Source organism: Imperialibacter sp. EC-SDR9, from assembly GCF_902498805.1.
In the GTDB taxonomy this organism is placed as follows: domain Bacteria; phylum Bacteroidota; class Bacteroidia; order Cytophagales; family Cyclobacteriaceae; genus Imperialibacter.
Window position 1 is genome coordinate 16,768 of the sequence record NZ_LR701616.1, and the last position, 18,266, is coordinate 35,033.

The window sequence follows — 18,266 nt, forward strand, 5'->3', positions numbered from 1 at the left end:
TTAGATGCTCTGTGAAAGATACGCAAAAAGTAGAATTCTGGTTCGGAAGGCATGGAAGAAAAAGAGGTCTGTGTGCTAAGCGCTCAATTCTGGCTGTCTTCATTCGCCGCCCCAACCGCTACGGTAGACCGATGCCTCCGACGCCAACCGAGATGCTAAATGTGGGGATAAGTGTGAGCTCCGGGCCGTGACAAATAAATATCTGGAATAGTGTCATAATTTTAAAGCAGTCTTAACTAAACAGAAAGAGGCAAACAAAAAGAATGAGCAAACTGGAAGAAACTTTTCTTGGTGCATTGGAACAAAACCAGCAGCGGTTGATAAGAATTTGCTCGGTTTATGCCAAAGACGCTGAGGACAGAAAGGATCTATTTCAGGAAGTATTAGTCACCATCTGGCAGTCGATGCCTTCTTTTCAGGGTAAGTCGTCCATAGGCACCTGGATGTACCGAATCACTTTGAATGTTTGTCTTGGGCTTCAATCGAGGGCCACAAAGCACAGAAGCCGGTTTATTCACATGGATAGTGAAGCTATAGGAAATATTGGAGGAGGAGATAGGGTGCCTGAGCCGCATCCCAGGCTCGACGGTCTTCGCAGCTGTATCGACAAGCTGAATGACGCTGACAAAGCCATCATCATGCTTTATTTGGAAGAATTACCCTACAAGGACATCTCCGACATCACTGGTCTGTCGGAAAACAACGTTGCCGTAAAGGTTATGCGGATCAAAACAAGACTGTTCAACTGTTTAAAATGAGACATAATGAAAGAAGATGAACTTCAGAAAATATGGCAATCCAGCCCGGGGGAGATGGTGGTTCGGTTGAAGCAGTCGAGACTCATCAATGACATTGAATTGAACACAGCAAGGCTCTCAAACCTCTCAAGATCCAGGCGCAGGTTAACGCAAATTGTAACATTAGGCCTCATCCCTGTCCTTGCAATGATGGCCTTTACCATTCCTCATGTGCTGACCAAAATAGCACTCTCTCTCTATGGCCTATGTATGATTTACGTTGCGGTTCGGCAGGCCAGGGGGAAGAAACCGCATCTGCGAGCTTTTGCTGAGACATACCTCGATTATCTGGACAATATGCGAGGCTATTTGCAGGCTGAGATCAAACTGCTCAAACAAATGCAATATTGGCTTCTGCCCATTTACGCACTGTTGATTGCGGTGATTCTGGCAACCTCTTTCACCAGCGTGCTGCAACTGGGACTGCAGATTTTAGCACTTGCTTTTGCCCTCACCATTGCGAATATCCTGTTCCAAAGATTCGTTCGCAGCGAGTACGTATCAAAGCTGGAGAGAGTAGAGGAATTGATACAGGCAATGGAGGATTGAGTGAATGATACATGTTGAGAATAGCCACCCCAAGCAGGCTTTTTTTGACAGGGAGGCTTTGCTGCTCAAATCAGGGGAACTACCATTATTAAAACCTCTACCCATGAAAACCTGTTTGTTATTTAGCCTGTTGCTGTTTACCGTCACCGCCAATGCCCAGTCGCTCAAAGGCATCACCAATCTGAGAGACACCTCCTACAGCAACTACAATGCGCTGCAAAGCACCCGGCAAACACATCCGGATGTGGTGCTGGTGAAGGAGCTTGCTTCGAAAAAGATCGGCGAACAGAGAAACATACCCTATGGCAGCACTGGCAAGCGTGACCTGCTGCTGGATGCGTTTTATCCAAAGAAATCGTCGAAAAAGCCTCGTCCGGCCGTTCTCGTTATTCATGGTGGGGGCTGGCGAACTGGCAACTGGTCGCAGCACATTCCGTTGGCGCAGCGGCTGGCCGAGCTGGGGTACGTTACCTTCACAGCCGAGTACAGGCTTTCGACGGAGGCACTTTACCCTGCTGCGGTGTATGACTTAAAAGCGGCAATTCGCTGGATCAGGGCCCATGCTGACCAGTTTGGCGTCGATACTACCCGTATCGCCAGTCTGGGATTCTCAGCAGGTGGCCAGCTTTCGGCACTGCTGGGCAACACCAACGGAAAACCTGAGTTTGAAGGAAACGGCGGCAACGCCAATCATTCCAGCGCCGTGCAAGCCATCGTCGACATCGACGGCATCCTGGCCTTTATTCATCCCGAGTCAGGGGAGGGCGACGACAGCCGGTCTACTTCGGCGGCTACCTACTGGTTTGGCTTTGTAAAGAACGAAAACCCTGGGCTTTGGAAGCAGGGCTCGGCCCTGACTTATGCCGGGGAAACCACACCCCCAACATTGTTTATCAACAGCGCAGTGGAACGAATGCATGCCGGCCGGGAAGATTACATCGCAGCATTGAAGCCTTTTGATATCTACACCGAGGTGCACACCTTCGACAACTCGCCGCATTCTTTCTGCCTGTTCACACAGTGGTTCGAACCAACCGTGCAGTACGTCGATGGTTTTTTGAGAAAGGTGTTCTGAGTGAGATAAGACTAGCCCGACTGGTGAAAAGCCTCTTCCAGCCCCTTGAACGTCTGGCTCACTCCGGGAACCTCCGGCTGCCGTGCTTTTAATACAATCAAAAATCTCGTAGCTTCGCTCTGTGTAGAAGTGACAAGAGCCTTACCGATGAGTTTTACCTGTACCTTAGCTATTATATTAAGGCCTTATGATCAGGCGACTCAACCAACCAACCACCTATCGCTGGACATTTGCTATTGTAGCCCTCTTTTCCCTTTTGTTTGCGGGTAATTTGCTGGCACAAAAGAAAATTACCATCGACACACGCTTCAATACCGGCTCTTCCAACAGAGAGGAGATCAAGGTGTTTGACAATGCCGAGGAATCGGAAAAAGCGTTGGAGTGGATAATTACCCAAACGGCACTCACACCAAACTTTACCAGCAAAGCAGCCGACGTTGGCCGTGCCGAAGCTGTGCTGGCAGGCTCCGATCGCTACATTTTTTACAACCAAAGCTGGCTCCGCAATATTCATTCAACCAACAAAACCGACTGGTCAAAAGTGATGGCTGTTGCCCACGAAATGGGGCATCACCTTAACGGACATACGCTATTGGGGACCGGAAGCTACCATGCCATTGAGCTGGAAGCCGACAAATTCTCGGGCGCTGTTTTGTATAAAATGGGGGCGTCCGGTCAGGAAGCAGAGGAGGCGATGGAAGCATTCGCACGGAATTATATCAGCGAGAAGTACCCACCAAGAGCTGATAGACTGGAGGCGGTTTCCCGGGGCTGGCTGGAAGCAAGAACCAAAGAAAATACAACGCCTGAGAAAAGCGAGTCTACAGGCACTCCCGAATTGACCATTCAAAGTGAGATCGTGAATGTTTTTGAGCCTAACCGTGAGGGTTCTCACGTAGGCAATATCGGAAAGGGCTCGAGTATAGATTTTTCATTTCAGGCCGAAGGCTTATACGGCGGCGACCTCTTGATTTGGGTAGAACGAAAGAAAAACGGGAAATACGAAAGGCTCAGGGACCAAAACCAGATTTTTGGCGACGATGCTGGAGATGTGTTTTTTGTGAAGGAATACATTGAGCCGGTGTACGCAGGCACAACATATGAGGTGAGCTACTCCCTTCCTTTTAAGGAACTTCACCTTTCAAACGGAACCCATGAATTAAGAATCAATGCCAAATATTGTAAAGGCTTTAAGTGCATTGACTTTCCCTACGGCTATTTCACGCTGGTTGTTAAGAATGAGAAGTGGGGCAAATGGTACAAAGAATTAATCGTTGAACAGGAGGAGGTTGCTGTCAAATAGTTGGGTATATGCCTTTATTAGCCAATTGAAATTTCAAAGATCTGGCGAACGACTGCAATGCACACGCATTTAGTAAAGGCTTATGGTAAAACCCTCCAAGGGTTTGCTTCTGGCTAACCCCTCTCTGGATAAATGGTAGCTTGCTGACGTGGAAACGATAAACCCCTGGAGGGTTGCGGATCAAATGCGTTTGCCCTGGGGCGCTTGAACCATGAGACTCATTTCTTCTTCGCAAAATAATCGTCTACCGTTTTGGCCAGGTCAGCCGACGCCACATTGGCCGCCACAATTTTCCCCTTGCTGTCGACGAGGTAGTAGGTGGGCAACACCTCAATCGCATATTTTTTGTAAAGGTCGTAGTCGTCGGCGTCGTACACATGCAGCCAGGGCACGTTGAACTTTGCCATGGATTTTTGCCATTTGTCGGCCGACTTGTCGTAGCTCACGCCCACAATTTGCAGCTGCTCACGGCTGTACTTGCCGTAAAGCGGATTCAGGATGGTTTCTATGGTGTGCAGGCAGGGTTTGCACCAGCCTGCCCAGAAGTCGAGCAGAATCAGGTCGCTTTTGATGCCTGAGAGCTCAAGCATGCTGCCATCGGCGGCTACCTGCTGAAAGCCAGGAGCCAGGTCACCCACTTTGGGCTTGGTTTGCGCCTGTAGGTGGCCGGCTAAAAATAGGAGGGCTATTGCCAGTACATTCCTCATTGTTTACAGTTTAGTTGGAAAAATAGACGGACAAAGATGGTAAAGGTTGCCTGTTTTACCTAGTGAGGTTGGGCTGGGCGTAAGAATTGAGCAACAGCTTTGGTTAGTGACGAGTGCAAGCATGAGACGGAGAGTTAGAAGTGCGCAGCACGCTCACTTACCTGGTGCCATAAATAGACTGAATCCCTTCAATATCGCCGGGCATTAACTCAGTAATGTCCTGAATGCCTGGATTCATTACATTGTCCGTACTCACATGCCCCAGCCCTAGCGTATGGCCAATCTCATGGAGCACCAAGTTGCGAAAGCCCTCGCAAGTGTTGCGGGTTGGCAGGCCTATTACCACCTGGCCAGCAAGGGTGCCGCACAAATCATCTGTAAAAGCTGGGTAGCCCACGCCGCCCTGCTGGATATGAGCTACTATAAACCTGAGATCACCACTTGTGGAGCCCGATACTTCCCTGAATGATAGATTGGCTTCCGACTCCCAGGCCAGGAGCACCTGTCGAATTTGATCTTTGGGATCACAAATGGTTATCTGATCGAATGAAGCACTAAGCAGATCTACCTGAGCATGGGTATTGAAAACCTCACCTTTTTCATAGAAGCGATACGTTATCTCGCCACCAGCCTCGCTTGGGCCGTTCACTTCCAACCCGGCAGTCGAAAAGGGGTTGCTGCTGCCCCATTTGAACCCGAATGTGCAAAACGCCCCTTCACCGCTTCCTGCACAGTTGGAAAGAAGCCCATTACACGACCTGTATGACTTTTCTTCATCTTCATTGTTGCACGAAACGCCAAAAAGTAGGAGGAAGCACGTCAGAAGATGGATTCTTTTCATAGCAGGCGCAAAACCTTTTACGTTTAACGAGTCTGTGGCCGATTCGTTGAAATATGTCTGAATGGCAGGTCTTTTCAGCCCTAAGACAGGTTGTTATACTGCCTAATAAGCACATTCAATGCCTTTACAGTTTTGCTGAAAGGCTCCATTCCCTTTTTCACCACGTGGTAGGCCGCAATGTGCTCGCACAACTCGTAGTAGGCCGTTATCGCTTCCAGCCGCTTGGTGCGAATAGCGTCAGGCGATGCTGCACTCATTTCGCCACTGCGGGCCTGGTACTGCTCATCGAAGGCATTGTTATCCGCTTCCAGGGCTTTTGCCCAACCTTCCAGCTTCAGCGCTGCCACGGCCGCTTTCAGCACGGGCTTTGTTTCCCATTCTTTCAATATTTTTCTGATAGAAGCCGTTTCGCTGGCGTAGTTCTCCCTGGCAATGGCCTCTCCACCACAATCTTGCAAATGATGACTGAGCTTTTCGGCGCTGCGAACGGTGCCCTCATCAAAATGATTGGTAAGTGCATTAACATACATAATGATGCCGGTAATGGCCCGGTCACGGCGCAGGTCGAGGAGGGCGAGGTTTTCAGTGTCTTTGAGTTCCTCCTTTATTTTGAACATCGAGTCGGCCTGGGTAACTATTTTTCGGAGTTTTTCTTCCTGCTTCTGCACCTTCAGGGCTGCCGGATCATTTTTGGCAACGATGCCCAGCGCTTCGTTCATGAACTTTGAAAAATCGCTGTTGGGCAGTGAGTTGATGTGAACTTTGTCAATCATAAGTAGTCGAAACAATAGCTGATCGATAAATATACACAATGTGTTTTTATTTTGCTGAAAGGGGGGCAACGATAGGGTAAAACTCATCCGACCACCAAAGCCTCCATAACACGCCGTCACTCGCAGTGTAGCGATAGCGGAACGGAGAAGCCTCCCACACCTTGTACTGTTTTCGGAACGGGTTACTGCCATCATCACGGGGATCCCGTTCCGGCGTCGGGTTCCACGTCGGCTCCCTACTTCGTCACCATCGACATGACGTTGGCGTGGAAAGGGTGGCTGTGCTAATGCAGAGCTTTACCCATGCCGCCTTACCACCAAAGCCCCCATAACACGCCGTCACTTCGCAGCGTAGCGATAGCGGAACGGAGAAGTCCCCCAAACCTTGCAGTGGTTTCGGAACGGCTTACTGCCATTCCCATGGGGATGCCTCGCTCCTTCGTCGCAATCGGCATGACGTTAGTGTGGAGAGGGTGGCTGTGCTCATGCTTCGCCTCAAGTATTTTGCCTTACCACCAAAGCCTCCATAACACGCCGTCATCTCGAAACGTAGCGTAGCGAAGTGAGAGAGCCCCCTGAGGATGGCAGAGTTTTCAAGACGGGTTACTGCCATTACCCGGGGGATGTCGTTCCGGCGTCGGGTTCCACGTCGGCTCGCTCCTTCGTCGCCATCGATATGACGTTCTTATGGAAAGGGCGGTTGCACTCCAGCTTTGCCCCACCCCCCCAACAAAAAAAAGGCACCCTACCGAGCGCCTCTTTTCTATGAGCATTGGAAAATATCATTCCGCAGCAGTTGTCTCCTGTGCCACGTCCGCTTCTTCCTCCTCTTCCTCACCGGCATCGCTGCGGCCCTTGCGGCTGGCCAGCAGGTTGGTGTACTGACCAATCAGCGCATTGACCTCCTTCACAGCTTTGCCGAAGGGCTCGGCGCCGTCCTCGAGGATGAAACGAGCGTTGATGTGTTTTTGCAGATTGATGTAGGCCTCCGCTGCCTCCAGGCGCTTGGTGCGCAGGGTGTCGGGCGAGGCATCGCTCATTTCGGTGTTGCGCAGCAGGTACTGCTCATTGAAGGCATTGTTCTCGCTTTCCAGGGCCATTTGCCATTCCTCTAGACCCAGGGCCTTGATGGCAGCCTTCAGGTCGGCCTGGGCGGCCCAGTCTTTTAATATGCTTTTGATAATGGCCGTTTCGGCGGCATAGTTCTCCCTGGCCACCGCTCCGCCGCCGTAGCGCTTAAGGTGCTTGTAGAGAGTTTCCGCATGCTGGGCCATGGCCTTTTTGGGGTGGTTGGTCATGCCGTTGGCAATTTGCGTGAGGCCCGAAATGGTTTTGTCACGGCGCTGGTCGAGCTCGGCCAGCTTTTCGGTGCCCTTAAAGCCCGTTTTCACTTTGAAGAGCGCATCGGCTTCTTTGATCACCCGGCGCAGCTGGTTGGCCTGTTTTTCTACCTGCAGGGCCGCTGGGGTATGTTTGCCTACAATGCTCAGCACATCGTTGATGAACTGAGAGAACTCGCTGTTGCGCAGCGCAGCAATGTGGATTTTTTCAATCATAAGATTTAAAAAGTTTAAGTGAATAATACTTATGACCCTCCGCAGGAGGGGTTTTCAATAACATTATAGTAAAAAATTTCATTGTATCAATATGTAATTTATTGAAAATACATGAATCATCCGTTTTTATGAACATATGTTAATAATAACGGAATAAATCAACGATGAGCATTTCATAAAATGGTAGGCATAGGGCCATGCACTAGTGCGAGGGGTCATTAGAGAAAAATTGACAGGCCCCACGATCAGCAGGGCCTTCATAGAAATAGGAGAATGCCAGCCGCAATGTTGCGATGGGTCTGCTCAGCTTGAGCAAGGCCGCAGCAATGTTGTTTTGCATTTGCTCAGCTTGAGCAAGCTTGCCGCAGCATTGTTTTGCGTTTGCTCAGCCTGAGCAAGCTTGCCGCAGTATTGTTTTGGCTTTGCTCAGGTTGAGCAAGGCTGCTGCAGACTTGTTTTGGCTTTGCTCAACTTGAGCAAAGCTGCCGCAAGTGTGCAGGGGGTTGATAGTGAGGGGATTAGGGTTGAGGGGGTTTTAAGACAGGTCGTTCGAGGTAAGTTGGGCCATCTCGTACCTATTTTTTGGTATATTCTAAGTTTGGAGGTAATAGAATTAGTTTTATTGAGGGGATTGAGTCATTTTTATATGTCTCCTGATGAGAGACATAATGGGAGTATGGATTTCGTTCATATTCGGATGTTGGCGGTAATCATCGTAGTAATGAAGTATTTCCTTTCGTTCATTCTTACCATTTCTTTTTGCGTGGTTTCATACTCACAAGAGGTAGACTATGGCATCCATTTCAATAGACTTGAGCGACTGGCTGATTCGGTTTCGATAGAAGTCTGCACATCAAAAAAGAAGGACGTAGTGGAATCCTATGGGCGGAACTACTATCCTCTGTCTCAACGAGGTTGGGGTACTAACTCTTTGTATTACGAGAAATTGAATCTGACGTTTTATTATGATGAGGATGAAATAATATTTATGATTACAATTGGTGAAAAGGCAAAGGCAGTTTACTATCAGGAGTCCAAAAATATTGTCTTAGGAGTTACAGAGTTTAGATACATTATTCTGGACAATGAATCGATAAAAGGGGACTGGAGCACTTCACAAGGCTCGATGAAGGACACTTATTCATTTGCCGACATTTCTTTTGATATTCCTCGTAAAACACCATATGACACCAATGCTCCTAAAGTAACTGACCAACTGGAGCAGATGAAGTCACCTGTGGTGAGTATCTCATTAAAATGTAAGGAGAGGCATCCAAACACAAAGGATAGCTATTGACCTGACAAAGAATCACTTTCAAAAGGAATCCTAAATGAAAACTGAAGCTGACTTTCGCTTGATAAAGGAGGACGAGTTTTGTAGCATCTTAACTCGTGAATTCACAATCAATGCAATGAAGAATTTCTCTGAGAGCAGCAGTCGTACGATAAGCTTATTGGCGTTACCCACCTTACTATTGGCTGAAGGTTTTAGAGGCACAAAGTATGCATCAATTATGATCTCAGAGATACATAAACAAGGATTAGCCCAAAAACTAGACGATCAAATTAACCGAGAGATAATAGATGAATTTACCAAAGACTTTCGGGAGGCTACTCTTGGTAAATCTTATGCAATGGATGAGGTTACTGAGGCAACTAGATATCTCAACGAACTTATACAAGAAAGCAAACTAGTAGCCGAGGCACATAAAGCACTTCTGTTAAATGTTTTGACAAATACCTGGACTTCTTTTGAAAGTAGCTGCAAGGATTTATGGATTGCTATGGCGAATGCACATCCAAATAACATTTCAGGAAATGAATCGATTTTCTCTGGAAAAGGCAAAACTATTGAGGGAGTTGAAGGGAAGTCTATCCAAATAGGGTTACTAAGTCAGTTTGATTTCAATATCAAAAATCACCTCGGGACAATACTACAAGAGAAATTTCGCTTCACAAGTTGTAATGACATATACGAAGCGTATACAAAGACATTTAAGAAATTGAATGGCATCGATAATTTGAAAGCTCTTGAATTGCGTCAGCTTGAACTTACTAGGAATTTGATTGTCCATAAAGGTGGTAAAGTCGACGAGCAATATTTACGACTTACAAAGAACACAGATTTGACAGTAGGTGATGCATATGAACCAAGTATGGAAATCGTTACGACTTACTTCAATAAAGCGACAGAGGCTTTCTATAACTTAGTCAAAGTTTGCGACAAGCTTTAGGGACTGGCAGAAAAATACTGCCAACATGGATACTATCATGCAAGGAGGCGCTCGCTCGCTTGGATTGTCTGCCACAAAGTATAATTTTATCAGTTGAGTGGCTAAGTGCTAGTTTAAAGGGAGTTGCATAAAATTACCACACTTATTTTTACCGCAGCCTTGGGTGCCATGCGGCCTCGAAAACTTGGACTACTATTAACAGATGATATAAACGGGTAATTAAATTTCAACAAATGGACACAAAAGATTACGAACAACTTTACGCCAGGATACTCTTTAATTACGAATCCAAAGATGGACATCAAGGACGAGAGATTATGTATGCTTACAACCGGCAAGTGTTGGAAGGTTTAAAGATTAAGCGAGACCCATACGACAAAAAATCACAGTTTATAGAGATAGGTGACATCTTGGAATTAGAAGGACAAAAATGTAAGGTCGTCAACATAAACTTTAAATTAGAACCCACTTTATACGATATGTCTGGTGGAGGCGGAATCAATATTTATTCCCCAACCGAGCCGACAGATTTTAATTGTCAGATTGGAGTTTTCGTTGAACGTATTGAGTAATTATCTCAAATGCTCTGTCCGCTGTTCTTCTGCGAGCAGACCAACATTTGTGAATATCAATGTCCCCCGCTAGTCCGAGCAGCCACGCCTGCCAATAGCACTGAATGCTGGTGCGAGACTGTGTCTCGTACCATTAACGGTGTTCAGGCCTAGCGCAACCATGCCACCTTCCCGCCAAAGCCCCGATAACACGCCGTCATTTCGTAGTGAAACGGAGCCGACGTGGAACGGGATCTCCATGACCTACAGCTGAGCTTATGATGCTCACAGCCATCACCTGGGGGATATTTCACCCTTCGGGATTCGATATGACGTTGGTGTGGAGAGGGCGGATGTGCTCATGCCGTGCCTCAACTATGCCGGCTTACCGCCAAAGCCCCGATAACATACCGTCATTTCGCAGTGAAACGGAGCCGACGTGGAACGGGATCTCCATGACCTACAGCCGAGCTTGTCACACCTCCTGCCACCATCACGGGGATGCCGTTCCAAGTCGGCTCGCTCGTCCCTTCGACAAGCTCAGGGTGACTCCCCGCTAGTCCGAGCAACCAGGCCCGCCAATAGCACTGAATGCTGGTGCGAGACTGTGTCTCGTATCATTAACGGTGCTCAGGCCTACCACAACCATGCCGCCTTACCGCCAAAGCCCCGATAACATGCCGTCATTCGTAGTGAAACGGAGCCGACGTGGAACGGGATCTCCATGACCTACAGCTGAGCTTATAATGCTCACAGCCATCATCACGGGGATATCTCACCCTTCGGGATTCGATATGACGTTGTTATGGAGAGGGTAGCACTTCTCCAGCCACTACCGCCCGTCGATCCAACTCCATGTCGACTTTCACCCTAACAAATTGTAAATTCACAGCAAGCCAACCAGGCATGGTGTAACCTAACCCCCAATGATCATGAGCCGAAAACTGAACATTCTCTTCCTGTTGCTGTGCCTGCACTGCACCGGCTATTCCCAGCCAGCAGGCGTAACAGAAAAGCAGGAGGTATTTAAGCGCATTGATGCCACGGCGCTTACTGTGGACATATTTACTCCGGACGGGGCAAGTTCGTCTCCCCGGCAGGCCATCATTTTTTTCCACGGAGGAGGCTGGGCCTTTGGTCATCCGAAGGAATTTCACGGGGCTTGCCGCAGGTATGCCGAAAAAGGCTTTGTGACTTTCTCTTTTGAGTACCGGCTGTCGATCAATGCCGACGAAAGTTGGCCAAATCCAAATATTACCCCGGTGGAGTGCGTCAAAGATGCCCGGTCGGCGGTGCGGTGGGTGAGGGAAAATGCCAAACGGCTCAACATCAACCCCGATATGATCGCCGTGGGCGGGCAATCGGTGGGTGGGCAGCTCACCCTCATGACTGCCCTGGCTGACACCATCAACGAGGCCAGCGATAACCTGGCCATTAGTCCCCGGCCTACCCTCATGCTGCTCTATTCGTCCACGGTGAACACCATGGAAGCCTGGTGCGACCTTATGCTGGGCGAAAAGCGCCACATGATCTGGGCCATTTCGCCCCGGCACAACATCAGGCCTGGCATGCCTCCCGCCATCGAGTTCCACGGGCTCGACGATACCACGGTCGACTTCTGGACGGTCAATATGTTTAAGCGGGAGACGGAAGCGCAGGGCAACGAATTTGAGGTGGTGACCTACGAGGGCAGAAAGCATTACCTGGGTGAGGGCAATGAAAAGTATTCGACGCTATTCGACGAGGAAATTATGGAGCGAACCGACCAGTTTTTGGAGAAGCATGGGTTTGTGGTGCGGTGAGTTGAGGGGAAACAGTATGTGCTCAGGCCTAGCTTCACGCATGCCGCCTGACAGCAAAAGCCCCGATAACACGCCGTCACTTCGATTCTAGCGAAGGAGGGAGCCGACGTGGAACCCGACGCCGGAACGAAGTCCCCATGACCTACAGCCGAGCTCATAATGCCTACTGCCATTACCCGGGGGATCCCTCGCTCGTTCCTCGCAATCGGGATGACGTTGTGGTGGATAGGGTGGCTGTGCTCAGGCTTTGCATCCAAATGGCTGCTGCGTGGCTACGTTACCGAACAGCCCCCTTTCCGCATTTAGCCCCTGCCATTGTCGTGTTTGCACCGCCGGAATGATCCGTTTCCTACGGATATTTGTTCTATCAACAAACTCAAACAGCATGAGAAAAATAGTCGTTTTGTCAATGATCACATTGGATGGGGTGATGCAGGGGCCCGGGGCACCTGGGGAAGACCCATCGGGCGGTTTCAAACATGGTGGCTGGGTGGCACCCTACGACGACGAGGTTTATGACGAGGTCGTGAAAAAGGAGCTGCAACCCGCCGACTACCTGCTGGGCCGAAAAACCTACGAGATTTGGGCAGCCTACTGGCCTCACCATGGCGACTTTTGGCCGGGCATTAACGAGGGCATGAAGTATGTGCTTTCGAAGCGCCTCAACCAGTCGGACCCCATGGTGGCCGGGTGGAAAAACTCAGCGGTGGTAAAAAGCGTGGCCGACATCAAAAAGATAAAAGAGGGCGACGGCCGTGATATCCACGTGTGGGGCAGCAGTGAGCTGGTACAGCTGCTGCTGGCGCACGACCTGGTCGACGAACTCCGGCTCAAAATCCATCCACTGCTTCTTGGCAAAGGGAAAAAATTGTTTGACAATGGATCGATGCCTGCGGCATTTACGCTGACAGAAAGTATTGTCACACCCACCGGGGTGATCATCGCTGCTTACAAGCGGGCCGGGAAAATAGGCACGGGTACCGTTGGGGAACGGTATGAGTTGAAGGATCCAACTGAAGGGTAAGCTTAGAGGTACGGGCTTCAGGAAAAAGGGGCTAAGAACCGCAAGGACGTCTATTAAAAACGGCTTGCAGTTCTTAGCCATTGGAAAGTCACGACAGGGATAGCTCCTCCTGATAGGGCTTTAGAAATTTAATATTCAGGCGATATTTATAAGGTTGATGAGCCGTTACCTTTATTGTATTCAGTATAATTACGACCTGGCTGTAGATAAACAAAGCTATCAGAATGGGGTAAATTCCAAAAAGAACCAAAGGAATGGCATATAGAGAAATGCTGAGCTGGTAATTGATAACATCAACTGCATGTTTTCTAATGTCCTTTACTTCATCCCGCTTCAGAATCCAAAGCACAATGGGCGGGGCAATCAGTATCAATAAACCACTCAAATGTATAAGTGGCAGCCATTTGCTGGTGTCCTCTTTAGTCGCTTCGCCAAAGGAAGGTTCATTCATCGCCAGCGTTTCATATTCCACCCCCAAAGCTCCTGCAATTGATTGGAGCGTGTATGCACGTGGGTCAACTTCACCGCTTTCGATGCGCTGTATTGTCCTGACGCTGATGTCAGTCAATGAAGCCAGGTCTTCCTGGGTAATGCCCTTTTTCAGCCTTAGTTCTTTTATTAATTGTCCGGTTCTCATGAGTTTTTTTATTTCAAATTTGTGGGGTTTTAGGGCAACAGTGCCACTACAATTACCCGTCATTCACACGACAATTGTGATAATATACCTCATTTTAGGCTAATCTGCATATCAAGCGCTTTCGTTATGGCTTCAGGCATTCAGGTCGGGCTGCTGAAAAGCTAAGCTCCCTCAAAGAGCAGTTATTTCACATCTGGATTCAATATGACGTGTATAGGGTGGTTGCAGTCCCGGCCACTTTGTGTATTTTTAGTCAATGAAGATAAGCTGTTTTACTTTTTTGAACTTACGCAGGCTCACATGCGGGCCGCTCGTTGGCGCTCATTAATGTAACCTACAATGAAATTGAAATGTACTTTTTGCCTGGTAGCACTGCTTAATTATTACGGTGTTGCTCACGCACAACCAAACAACAATGCATTAGCTGCAAAAGAGTCTACTCCGCTGACTTATGCACAGCAGTATGTGTTGCATTCAAAGATTCTGAATGAGGATAGAAAGGTCAATATTTTTCTCCCAGAGAGCTTTTATGAGGTATCGGCACAGCACACCTATCCCGTGCTTCTGCTCCTTGAAGATGAGTTTTTCCTGATGGTTTCGGGAGTGGTGAAGCATTTAAGCGCTGTGGAAAGAATGCCTGAAACGATAGTAGTGAGCCTCGTAGATGGCCCGCACATACCCAAGTTCTATACCAACGGCAGCGATTTTTGGCCAAAGGATTGGAAGCAACTTCCTTTTGGGGAAAACCCGGATTCGTTTACTGCCTACTTAAGGCAAGAGCTTTTGCCTTATTTGAAAAGCAACTTCAGGGCAAACGATTTCAACCTGATCATGGGGCTGTCTGCGACGTCTATGTATGCTTTGCACACTTTTGCCAAAGAACCAGGTTTGTTTGATGCTCACATTGCCATTGCCGCTGGCGATGTACTGGGTATGGGATATAATGATGGCGAAAGCCTTATCGACGTCATTGTAAATGACTTTAAAAATGCGCCAAACAGGAAGGGCTACCTGTATGTAACATCTGCCGATTCAGATGGCAACGGCAATTCGCCGATGATCAAAGCTAATTTAGAAGAATTGGAAAAGCGACTGTCTCCTTACCGCACTGCTGATTTTCAATTTGTATCAAAAGCATTTAAAAATGAGGGGCATTACGATGTAGCGTTGCCTGCTTTGGAGGAAGCATTAGGGATGATATATCCTAAGAGCAAATGGTTCGCAAAGTATCTTGAGATGATCGAAGTGCCGGGAAATGCAATGACCAACATAGATCACTACTTTCAGAGTCTTTCGGCGGAATATGGGTTTGATATATTGCCCAGGGCAGAGAGATGGAACAGCGGGAACAGCTTAAGCAGAGTAGGGCCAAAGTTACTTCGTGATGGGAGAGTCCTGGAGTCGATAGAAGTTAATGAGCGATGGGTGGAGTATCGACCAAAATCTGCAGAGGCTTTAAGTGAACTGGCAAAGGCATACGAGGCAAATAATCAGCTTGACAAAGCCATTTCAGCATTGGGCAAGGCGCTTCAAATATCGTCAGCATCGGAAATGGAAGAATCAGACGAGTATCAAACCCAGCTCGATCAATTGAAAGAGAAAACCAGAGACAAGAAAAACCAGCGATAAAGAAGGAGTGCCTGGAAGGGCCGTTGTCTGACAGTTTTATGAGTTCCCAGCCTGCGTTTGGTGATCATCGCTGCTTACAAGCGGGCCGGGAAAATAGGCACGGGTACCGTTGGCGAACGGTATGAGTTGAAGGGTTGAACTAGCCGGGCTGCTAAGAACAACCCCTCGTCAATAGTACACTCTTTCCGGCTATTCCAACGCTAACCGAATAGCCTGTTCAACGGGTGTATAGCCAACGTCAGCATCCGAAATGGACAATTCGCCCCTTAACAACAAAGGTGGTTGCGCCATAAACTTAGGGGCGATCCCTCTGTGCGGTTGTGCGGAATGAATCAGGAAAGGGTGACAAAGGTAAACCGTGCCCGCTTTGCCAGTAGCGTAAACTTCTCCCCTTTTGGGCAACCCTTCCAGCTTGTTGGCTAGCGCCATAAATGAAAGACCTTGATCACCTTCTTTTGACAATAGGCTTACAACGTCAATGTGAGACCCTTTATAGATGACGGTGGGTGCATCGTTTTTGCTGACATCGGAATACAAAATCAACATCAACAAGGCTCGCCCTTTCGATTTTATATTAACACGCCATTCAAGAAAATTGCCCGGGTCATTGCCAGGAAAGCTTGCATCTACGTGTTTTCCTGTGTCATTCGGCTGCTGAACAGACGGAAACCTGACAGGGAATGTCCCCACACTTTGACAAGGAATCCATTTGTCTTTGCCAATCAATTGATTAAAAACAGCATACAACTTCGGTGTGTTTATTGAGTCGATAAAAGGTGCTTGCGTGTACATCCCCAAACGAATAACAGGCTCCGCCCAGGTGGAAGGATTTGACCTGTCACAAGGAAGGTCGTTCCAGAGAATGTCTACAGCTGCCTCTGCCGTCTCCTGAGAAAATGCGTTGTCAATGCGCACAAAACCACTAAGAACAAACTGCTCTATTTCCTTTCTGCTTAGTATTTCTGACATGATTTTTCTGATTTGTAAATCATTACATGGTGCAACAAGTTGCTGTTGACCAATTGATTTAGTTGAGATTATTAATAGAATTATTGAACAATAGAAATTGAACGCCACGTATAGGATATAGCGCATGGCTTAAGAACTAAGCTCGAAAAGGATATTATAGCATTACAGTCATTCTCATGCTGTAAAATTAAAAATTATCCATTAACTACCGAATCTAAAAAAGGTGAAAGGTGTGGGCTGCAAGTCAGCACCAACGGAGGAATTCCCTCGATCTGGCTGTGTTTTCAAAACGGCTGACTGCCATTACCCTGGGGATGCCGTTCTGACGGCGGGTTCCGACGGCGGGTTCCGGCGTCGGGTTCCACCGGCACTGGCGAGCGATGCAATCGCTCATCTCGCAGACCCTCGTTGCAAACGATGGTCATGTAAGGAAAAAGCCGCTTCAGTTTTTAGTAACCAAGCTATCCACCTCCCAGTACTTCTCCTTCATTGTGCTCAGGGCAAACCCTGCTGCGGCAGCGCTAAACACCGAGTAGTCAAGCGGGCCTTTGATGCCGGTAGAAAGCGCCATCGACAGGCCAAACGCAAGCAGGAGGTAGCCGCTTAGTTTGGCGAACAGCTCAGTTTTGAAGCCAATCAAAAGAAAGAGAGCAAAGACTACCTCGGCCGCAGTGGCAATGCCCGCAAGCGCAGGAACAACGGAAGCAGGAGCCCAGGGATTGATGACCGCAGTATAGGCCACGAAGCTGTCCCAGTTTCCCCAGGCGGAGACGTCGGGGCTCCAGAGACCGAAGCGGTCGGCCACGGCAGACAAAAACCCGGCTGCAAGTGCCAGGCGAAGAAAGAGTTTGATGAGGCTTTTGTTCATGGTGCGGTGTGTTGGTTATGGAGACATAAAGGTAGAAGCGAGCACCAAAAGCCCATAGGTTGGGGAACAAAAAGTTGAGTGATATTCTTTGATTGGGTCAAAAAAGAGCCACCTGAGTAGGTGGCTCTTTCCTTTTTTATGCTTAAAGAAATCATATTTTCTTGTACGTAGTCACCTTGGTGCACCCTGTAGCCCCATCTATTTCGGTAAGAGTGAAGCTCTTCGTGACGGTGTTCAATGCGAAGTCGCCATTGCTGCACACCGTGCCATTGCTGCGGCACACCTCCAGATTGTCGCCCATCAGCAGGTAGGTGCCTTTGTCATTGGTCACACCGCCATTGACGAGTGTTTTCATCTGGTACGAGTTGTCGGCTTTCATGGTAATGGTGAGGCAGTTGGCATCGTCGCAGGTGAAGGTGCTGGTACCGTTACCGCCATTGGTGCAGCCCGATATGTCGGTTTTCACGAGCGTCCACGTGCCCACCAGCGGGCTGCTGGCGTCGCCATCATCGTCTTTGCATCCGGTAAAAAATAGGGTGGCTGCCGCAGCCAGCGTAAAAAGTGCTGTTCTCACAGGGCAATCGCATTCAAACTGATTATTACGAGACTAATGGTAAAAGAATTTTTCGGGGCCCGGGGCACAGAATGGTCAAAGCCTCAAGGAGGCTTATCAAAGTCTCATATGGTGTGTGTTTAGTATAAAAAAAGGGAGCTGTTGTGTTTGGTGTTGTGCTCCTCTTTCATAGTTCAATATACTGAAAATGAGATAATTGTAAATTTTTTTATCTTTTTTTTATCCATTAGAGCGAAATAGTTTTTCCGGCTTCAAAAGGTTTTGAACAGGTAAAAGACAATCTTTTTTGCAATATCTTTAGTCAAATGAAAGATTGCAGAACTACTTATCGGGGTAATTTACGATACCCTCTGGTCGAAGTCATGTTTTTGGTTATT

Annotated in this window: 19 protein-coding genes; 10 read left to right on the forward strand and 9 right to left on the reverse strand. The window is 48.2% G+C overall.

Features of this window, described 5'->3' with window-relative positions; all coding sequences use genetic code 11:
- The first annotated feature begins 263 nt into the window (after positions 1 to 263).
- The 4 genes from GC130_RS24955 (at position 264) to GC130_RS24970 (ending at position 3,724) form a co-directional block, all read left to right on the forward strand.
- Positions 264 to 758: an RNA polymerase sigma factor gene (locus GC130_RS24955; protein WP_152001099.1), complete on the forward strand. Its 495-nt coding sequence runs from the start codon at positions 264 to 266 to the stop codon at positions 756 to 758.
- 6 nt (positions 759 to 764) lie between these two features.
- Complete coding sequence (locus GC130_RS24960; RefSeq protein ID WP_152001100.1) at positions 765 to 1,346, forward strand: hypothetical protein; 582 nt, start codon at positions 765 to 767, stop codon at positions 1,344 to 1,346.
- Positions 1,347 to 1,449: 103 nt separating this feature from the next.
- On the forward strand, positions 1,450 to 2,421 hold the full coding sequence (locus GC130_RS24965) for an alpha/beta hydrolase (protein ID WP_193217999.1): 972 nt from the start codon (positions 1,450 to 1,452) through the stop codon (positions 2,419 to 2,421).
- A 187-nt stretch (positions 2,422 to 2,608) separates the two neighbouring features.
- On the forward strand, positions 2,609 to 3,724 hold the full coding sequence (locus tag GC130_RS24970; protein WP_152001102.1) for a hypothetical protein: 1,116 nt from the start codon (positions 2,609 to 2,611) through the stop codon (positions 3,722 to 3,724).
- Between the two features lie 218 nt (positions 3,725 to 3,942).
- On the opposite strand, the gene GC130_RS24975 is transcribed toward GC130_RS24970, so the two are convergent.
- The 5 genes from GC130_RS24975 to GC130_RS24990 all read right to left on the reverse strand — a co-directional run bounded on the left by GC130_RS24975 (position 3,943) and on the right by GC130_RS24990 (position 7,601).
- On the reverse strand, positions 3,943 to 4,431 hold the full coding sequence (locus tag GC130_RS24975) for a TlpA disulfide reductase family protein (RefSeq protein ID WP_152001103.1): 489 nt from the start codon (positions 4,429 to 4,431) through the stop codon (positions 3,943 to 3,945).
- A gap of 157 nt (positions 4,432 to 4,588) precedes the next feature.
- Positions 4,589 to 5,272 carry a matrixin family metalloprotease gene (locus tag GC130_RS24980; RefSeq protein ID WP_152001104.1) on the reverse strand — a complete coding sequence of 228 codons (684 nt, stop codon included), beginning with the start codon at positions 5,270 to 5,272 and terminating at the stop codon, positions 4,589 to 4,591.
- Positions 5,273 to 5,352: 80 nt separating this feature from the next.
- Entirely contained in the window at positions 5,353 to 6,045 is a 693-nt protein-coding gene (locus tag GC130_RS24985; RefSeq protein ID WP_152001105.1) for a DUF6261 family protein, read from the reverse strand.
- Between the two features lie 311 nt (positions 6,046 to 6,356).
- A complete protein-coding gene (locus tag GC130_RS28730) occupies positions 6,357 to 6,500 on the reverse strand; it encodes a hypothetical protein (RefSeq protein ID WP_193218000.1) in 144 nt (47 codons plus the stop codon).
- A gap of 327 nt (positions 6,501 to 6,827) precedes the next feature.
- Positions 6,828 to 7,601, reverse strand: a complete 774-nt coding sequence (locus tag GC130_RS24990; RefSeq protein ID WP_152001106.1) for a DUF6261 family protein — start codon at positions 7,599 to 7,601, stop codon at positions 6,828 to 6,830.
- Between the two features lie 676 nt (positions 7,602 to 8,277).
- On the opposite strand from GC130_RS24990, the gene GC130_RS24995 reads away from it, so the two are divergent.
- The 5 genes from GC130_RS24995 to GC130_RS25020 all read left to right on the forward strand — a co-directional run bounded on the left by GC130_RS24995 (position 8,278) and on the right by GC130_RS25020 (position 13,212).
- Positions 8,278 to 8,898 carry a hypothetical protein gene (locus GC130_RS24995; protein ID WP_152001107.1) on the forward strand — a complete coding sequence of 207 codons (621 nt, stop codon included), beginning with the start codon at positions 8,278 to 8,280 and terminating at the stop codon, positions 8,896 to 8,898.
- A 34-nt stretch (positions 8,899 to 8,932) separates the two neighbouring features.
- A complete protein-coding gene (locus tag GC130_RS25000) occupies positions 8,933 to 9,835 on the forward strand; it encodes a hypothetical protein (RefSeq protein WP_152001108.1) in 903 nt (300 codons plus the stop codon).
- A gap of 233 nt (positions 9,836 to 10,068) precedes the next feature.
- The gene (locus tag GC130_RS25005; RefSeq protein WP_152001109.1) at positions 10,069 to 10,407 is read left to right on the forward strand and encodes a hypothetical protein; all 339 of its coding nucleotides are present in this window, start codon (positions 10,069 to 10,071) and stop codon (positions 10,405 to 10,407) included.
- Positions 10,408 to 11,318: 911 nt separating this feature from the next.
- The gene (locus GC130_RS25010) at positions 11,319 to 12,188 is read left to right on the forward strand and encodes an alpha/beta hydrolase (protein WP_193218001.1); all 870 of its coding nucleotides are present in this window, start codon (positions 11,319 to 11,321) and stop codon (positions 12,186 to 12,188) included.
- Between the two features lie 385 nt (positions 12,189 to 12,573).
- Complete coding sequence (locus GC130_RS25020; RefSeq protein WP_152001112.1) at positions 12,574 to 13,212, forward strand: dihydrofolate reductase family protein; 639 nt, start codon at positions 12,574 to 12,576, stop codon at positions 13,210 to 13,212.
- 88 nt (positions 13,213 to 13,300) lie between these two features.
- Here the strand turns inward: GC130_RS25020 and GC130_RS25025 are convergent, their stop codons facing one another.
- Entirely contained in the window at positions 13,301 to 13,849 is a 549-nt protein-coding gene (locus tag GC130_RS25025) for a helix-turn-helix domain-containing protein (RefSeq protein ID WP_193218002.1), read from the reverse strand.
- A 339-nt stretch (positions 13,850 to 14,188) separates the two neighbouring features.
- On the opposite strand from GC130_RS25025, the gene GC130_RS25030 reads away from it, so the two are divergent.
- Complete coding sequence (locus GC130_RS25030) at positions 14,189 to 15,478, forward strand: alpha/beta hydrolase-fold protein (protein ID WP_152001114.1); 1,290 nt, start codon at positions 14,189 to 14,191, stop codon at positions 15,476 to 15,478.
- A gap of 189 nt (positions 15,479 to 15,667) precedes the next feature.
- Here the strand turns inward: GC130_RS25030 and GC130_RS25035 are convergent, their stop codons facing one another.
- The 3 genes from GC130_RS25035 to GC130_RS25045 form a co-directional block, all read right to left on the reverse strand.
- A complete protein-coding gene (locus tag GC130_RS25035; protein WP_152001115.1) occupies positions 15,668 to 16,447 on the reverse strand; it encodes a phytanoyl-CoA dioxygenase in 780 nt (259 codons plus the stop codon).
- Positions 16,448 to 16,889: 442 nt separating this feature from the next.
- A complete protein-coding gene (locus tag GC130_RS25040) occupies positions 16,890 to 17,315 on the reverse strand; it encodes a DoxX family protein (protein ID WP_152001116.1) in 426 nt (141 codons plus the stop codon).
- 151 nt (positions 17,316 to 17,466) lie between these two features.
- Positions 17,467 to 17,889, reverse strand: a complete 423-nt coding sequence (locus tag GC130_RS25045) for a DUF5004 domain-containing protein (RefSeq protein WP_152001117.1) — start codon at positions 17,887 to 17,889, stop codon at positions 17,467 to 17,469.
- Positions 17,890 to 18,266: the final 377 nt, after the last annotated feature.

Bases quoted from the DNA above. Each gene is read 5' to 3' on its own strand.
- GC130_RS24955 (WP_152001099.1), top strand. From the start codon at position 264: ATGAGCAAACTGGAAGAAACTTTTCTTGGTGCATTGGAACAAAACCAG.
- GC130_RS24960 (WP_152001100.1), top strand. From the start codon at position 765: ATGAAAGAAGATGAACTTCAGAAAATATGGCAATCCAGCCCGGGGGAG.
- GC130_RS24965 (WP_193217999.1), top strand. From the start codon at position 1,450: ATGAAAACCTGTTTGTTATTTAGCCTGTTGCTGTTTACCGTCACCGCC.
- GC130_RS24970 (WP_152001102.1), top strand. From the start codon at position 2,609: ATGATCAGGCGACTCAACCAACCAACCACCTATCGCTGGACATTTGCT.
- GC130_RS24975 (WP_152001103.1), bottom strand. From the start codon at position 4,431: ATGAGGAATGTACTGGCAATAGCCCTCCTATTTTTAGCCGGCCACCTA.
- GC130_RS24980 (WP_152001104.1), bottom strand. From the start codon at position 5,272: ATGAAAAGAATCCATCTTCTGACGTGCTTCCTCCTACTTTTTGGCGTT.
- GC130_RS24985 (WP_152001105.1), bottom strand. From the start codon at position 6,045: ATGATTGACAAAGTTCACATCAACTCACTGCCCAACAGCGATTTTTCA.
- GC130_RS28730 (WP_193218000.1), bottom strand. From the start codon at position 6,500: ATGCCGATTGCGACGAAGGAGCGAGGCATCCCCATGGGAATGGCAGTA.
- GC130_RS24990 (WP_152001106.1), bottom strand. From the start codon at position 7,601: ATGATTGAAAAAATCCACATTGCTGCGCTGCGCAACAGCGAGTTCTCT.
- GC130_RS24995 (WP_152001107.1), top strand. From the start codon at position 8,278: ATGGATTTCGTTCATATTCGGATGTTGGCGGTAATCATCGTAGTAATG.
- GC130_RS25000 (WP_152001108.1), top strand. From the start codon at position 8,933: ATGAAAACTGAAGCTGACTTTCGCTTGATAAAGGAGGACGAGTTTTGT.
- GC130_RS25005 (WP_152001109.1), top strand. From the start codon at position 10,069: ATGGACACAAAAGATTACGAACAACTTTACGCCAGGATACTCTTTAAT.
- GC130_RS25010 (WP_193218001.1), top strand. From the start codon at position 11,319: ATGAGCCGAAAACTGAACATTCTCTTCCTGTTGCTGTGCCTGCACTGC.
- GC130_RS25020 (WP_152001112.1), top strand. From the start codon at position 12,574: ATGAGAAAAATAGTCGTTTTGTCAATGATCACATTGGATGGGGTGATG.
- GC130_RS25025 (WP_193218002.1), bottom strand. From the start codon at position 13,849: ATGAGAACCGGACAATTAATAAAAGAACTAAGGCTGAAAAAGGGCATT.
- GC130_RS25030 (WP_152001114.1), top strand. From the start codon at position 14,189: ATGAAATTGAAATGTACTTTTTGCCTGGTAGCACTGCTTAATTATTAC.
- GC130_RS25035 (WP_152001115.1), bottom strand. From the start codon at position 16,447: ATGTCAGAAATACTAAGCAGAAAGGAAATAGAGCAGTTTGTTCTTAGT.
- GC130_RS25040 (WP_152001116.1), bottom strand. From the start codon at position 17,315: ATGAACAAAAGCCTCATCAAACTCTTTCTTCGCCTGGCACTTGCAGCC.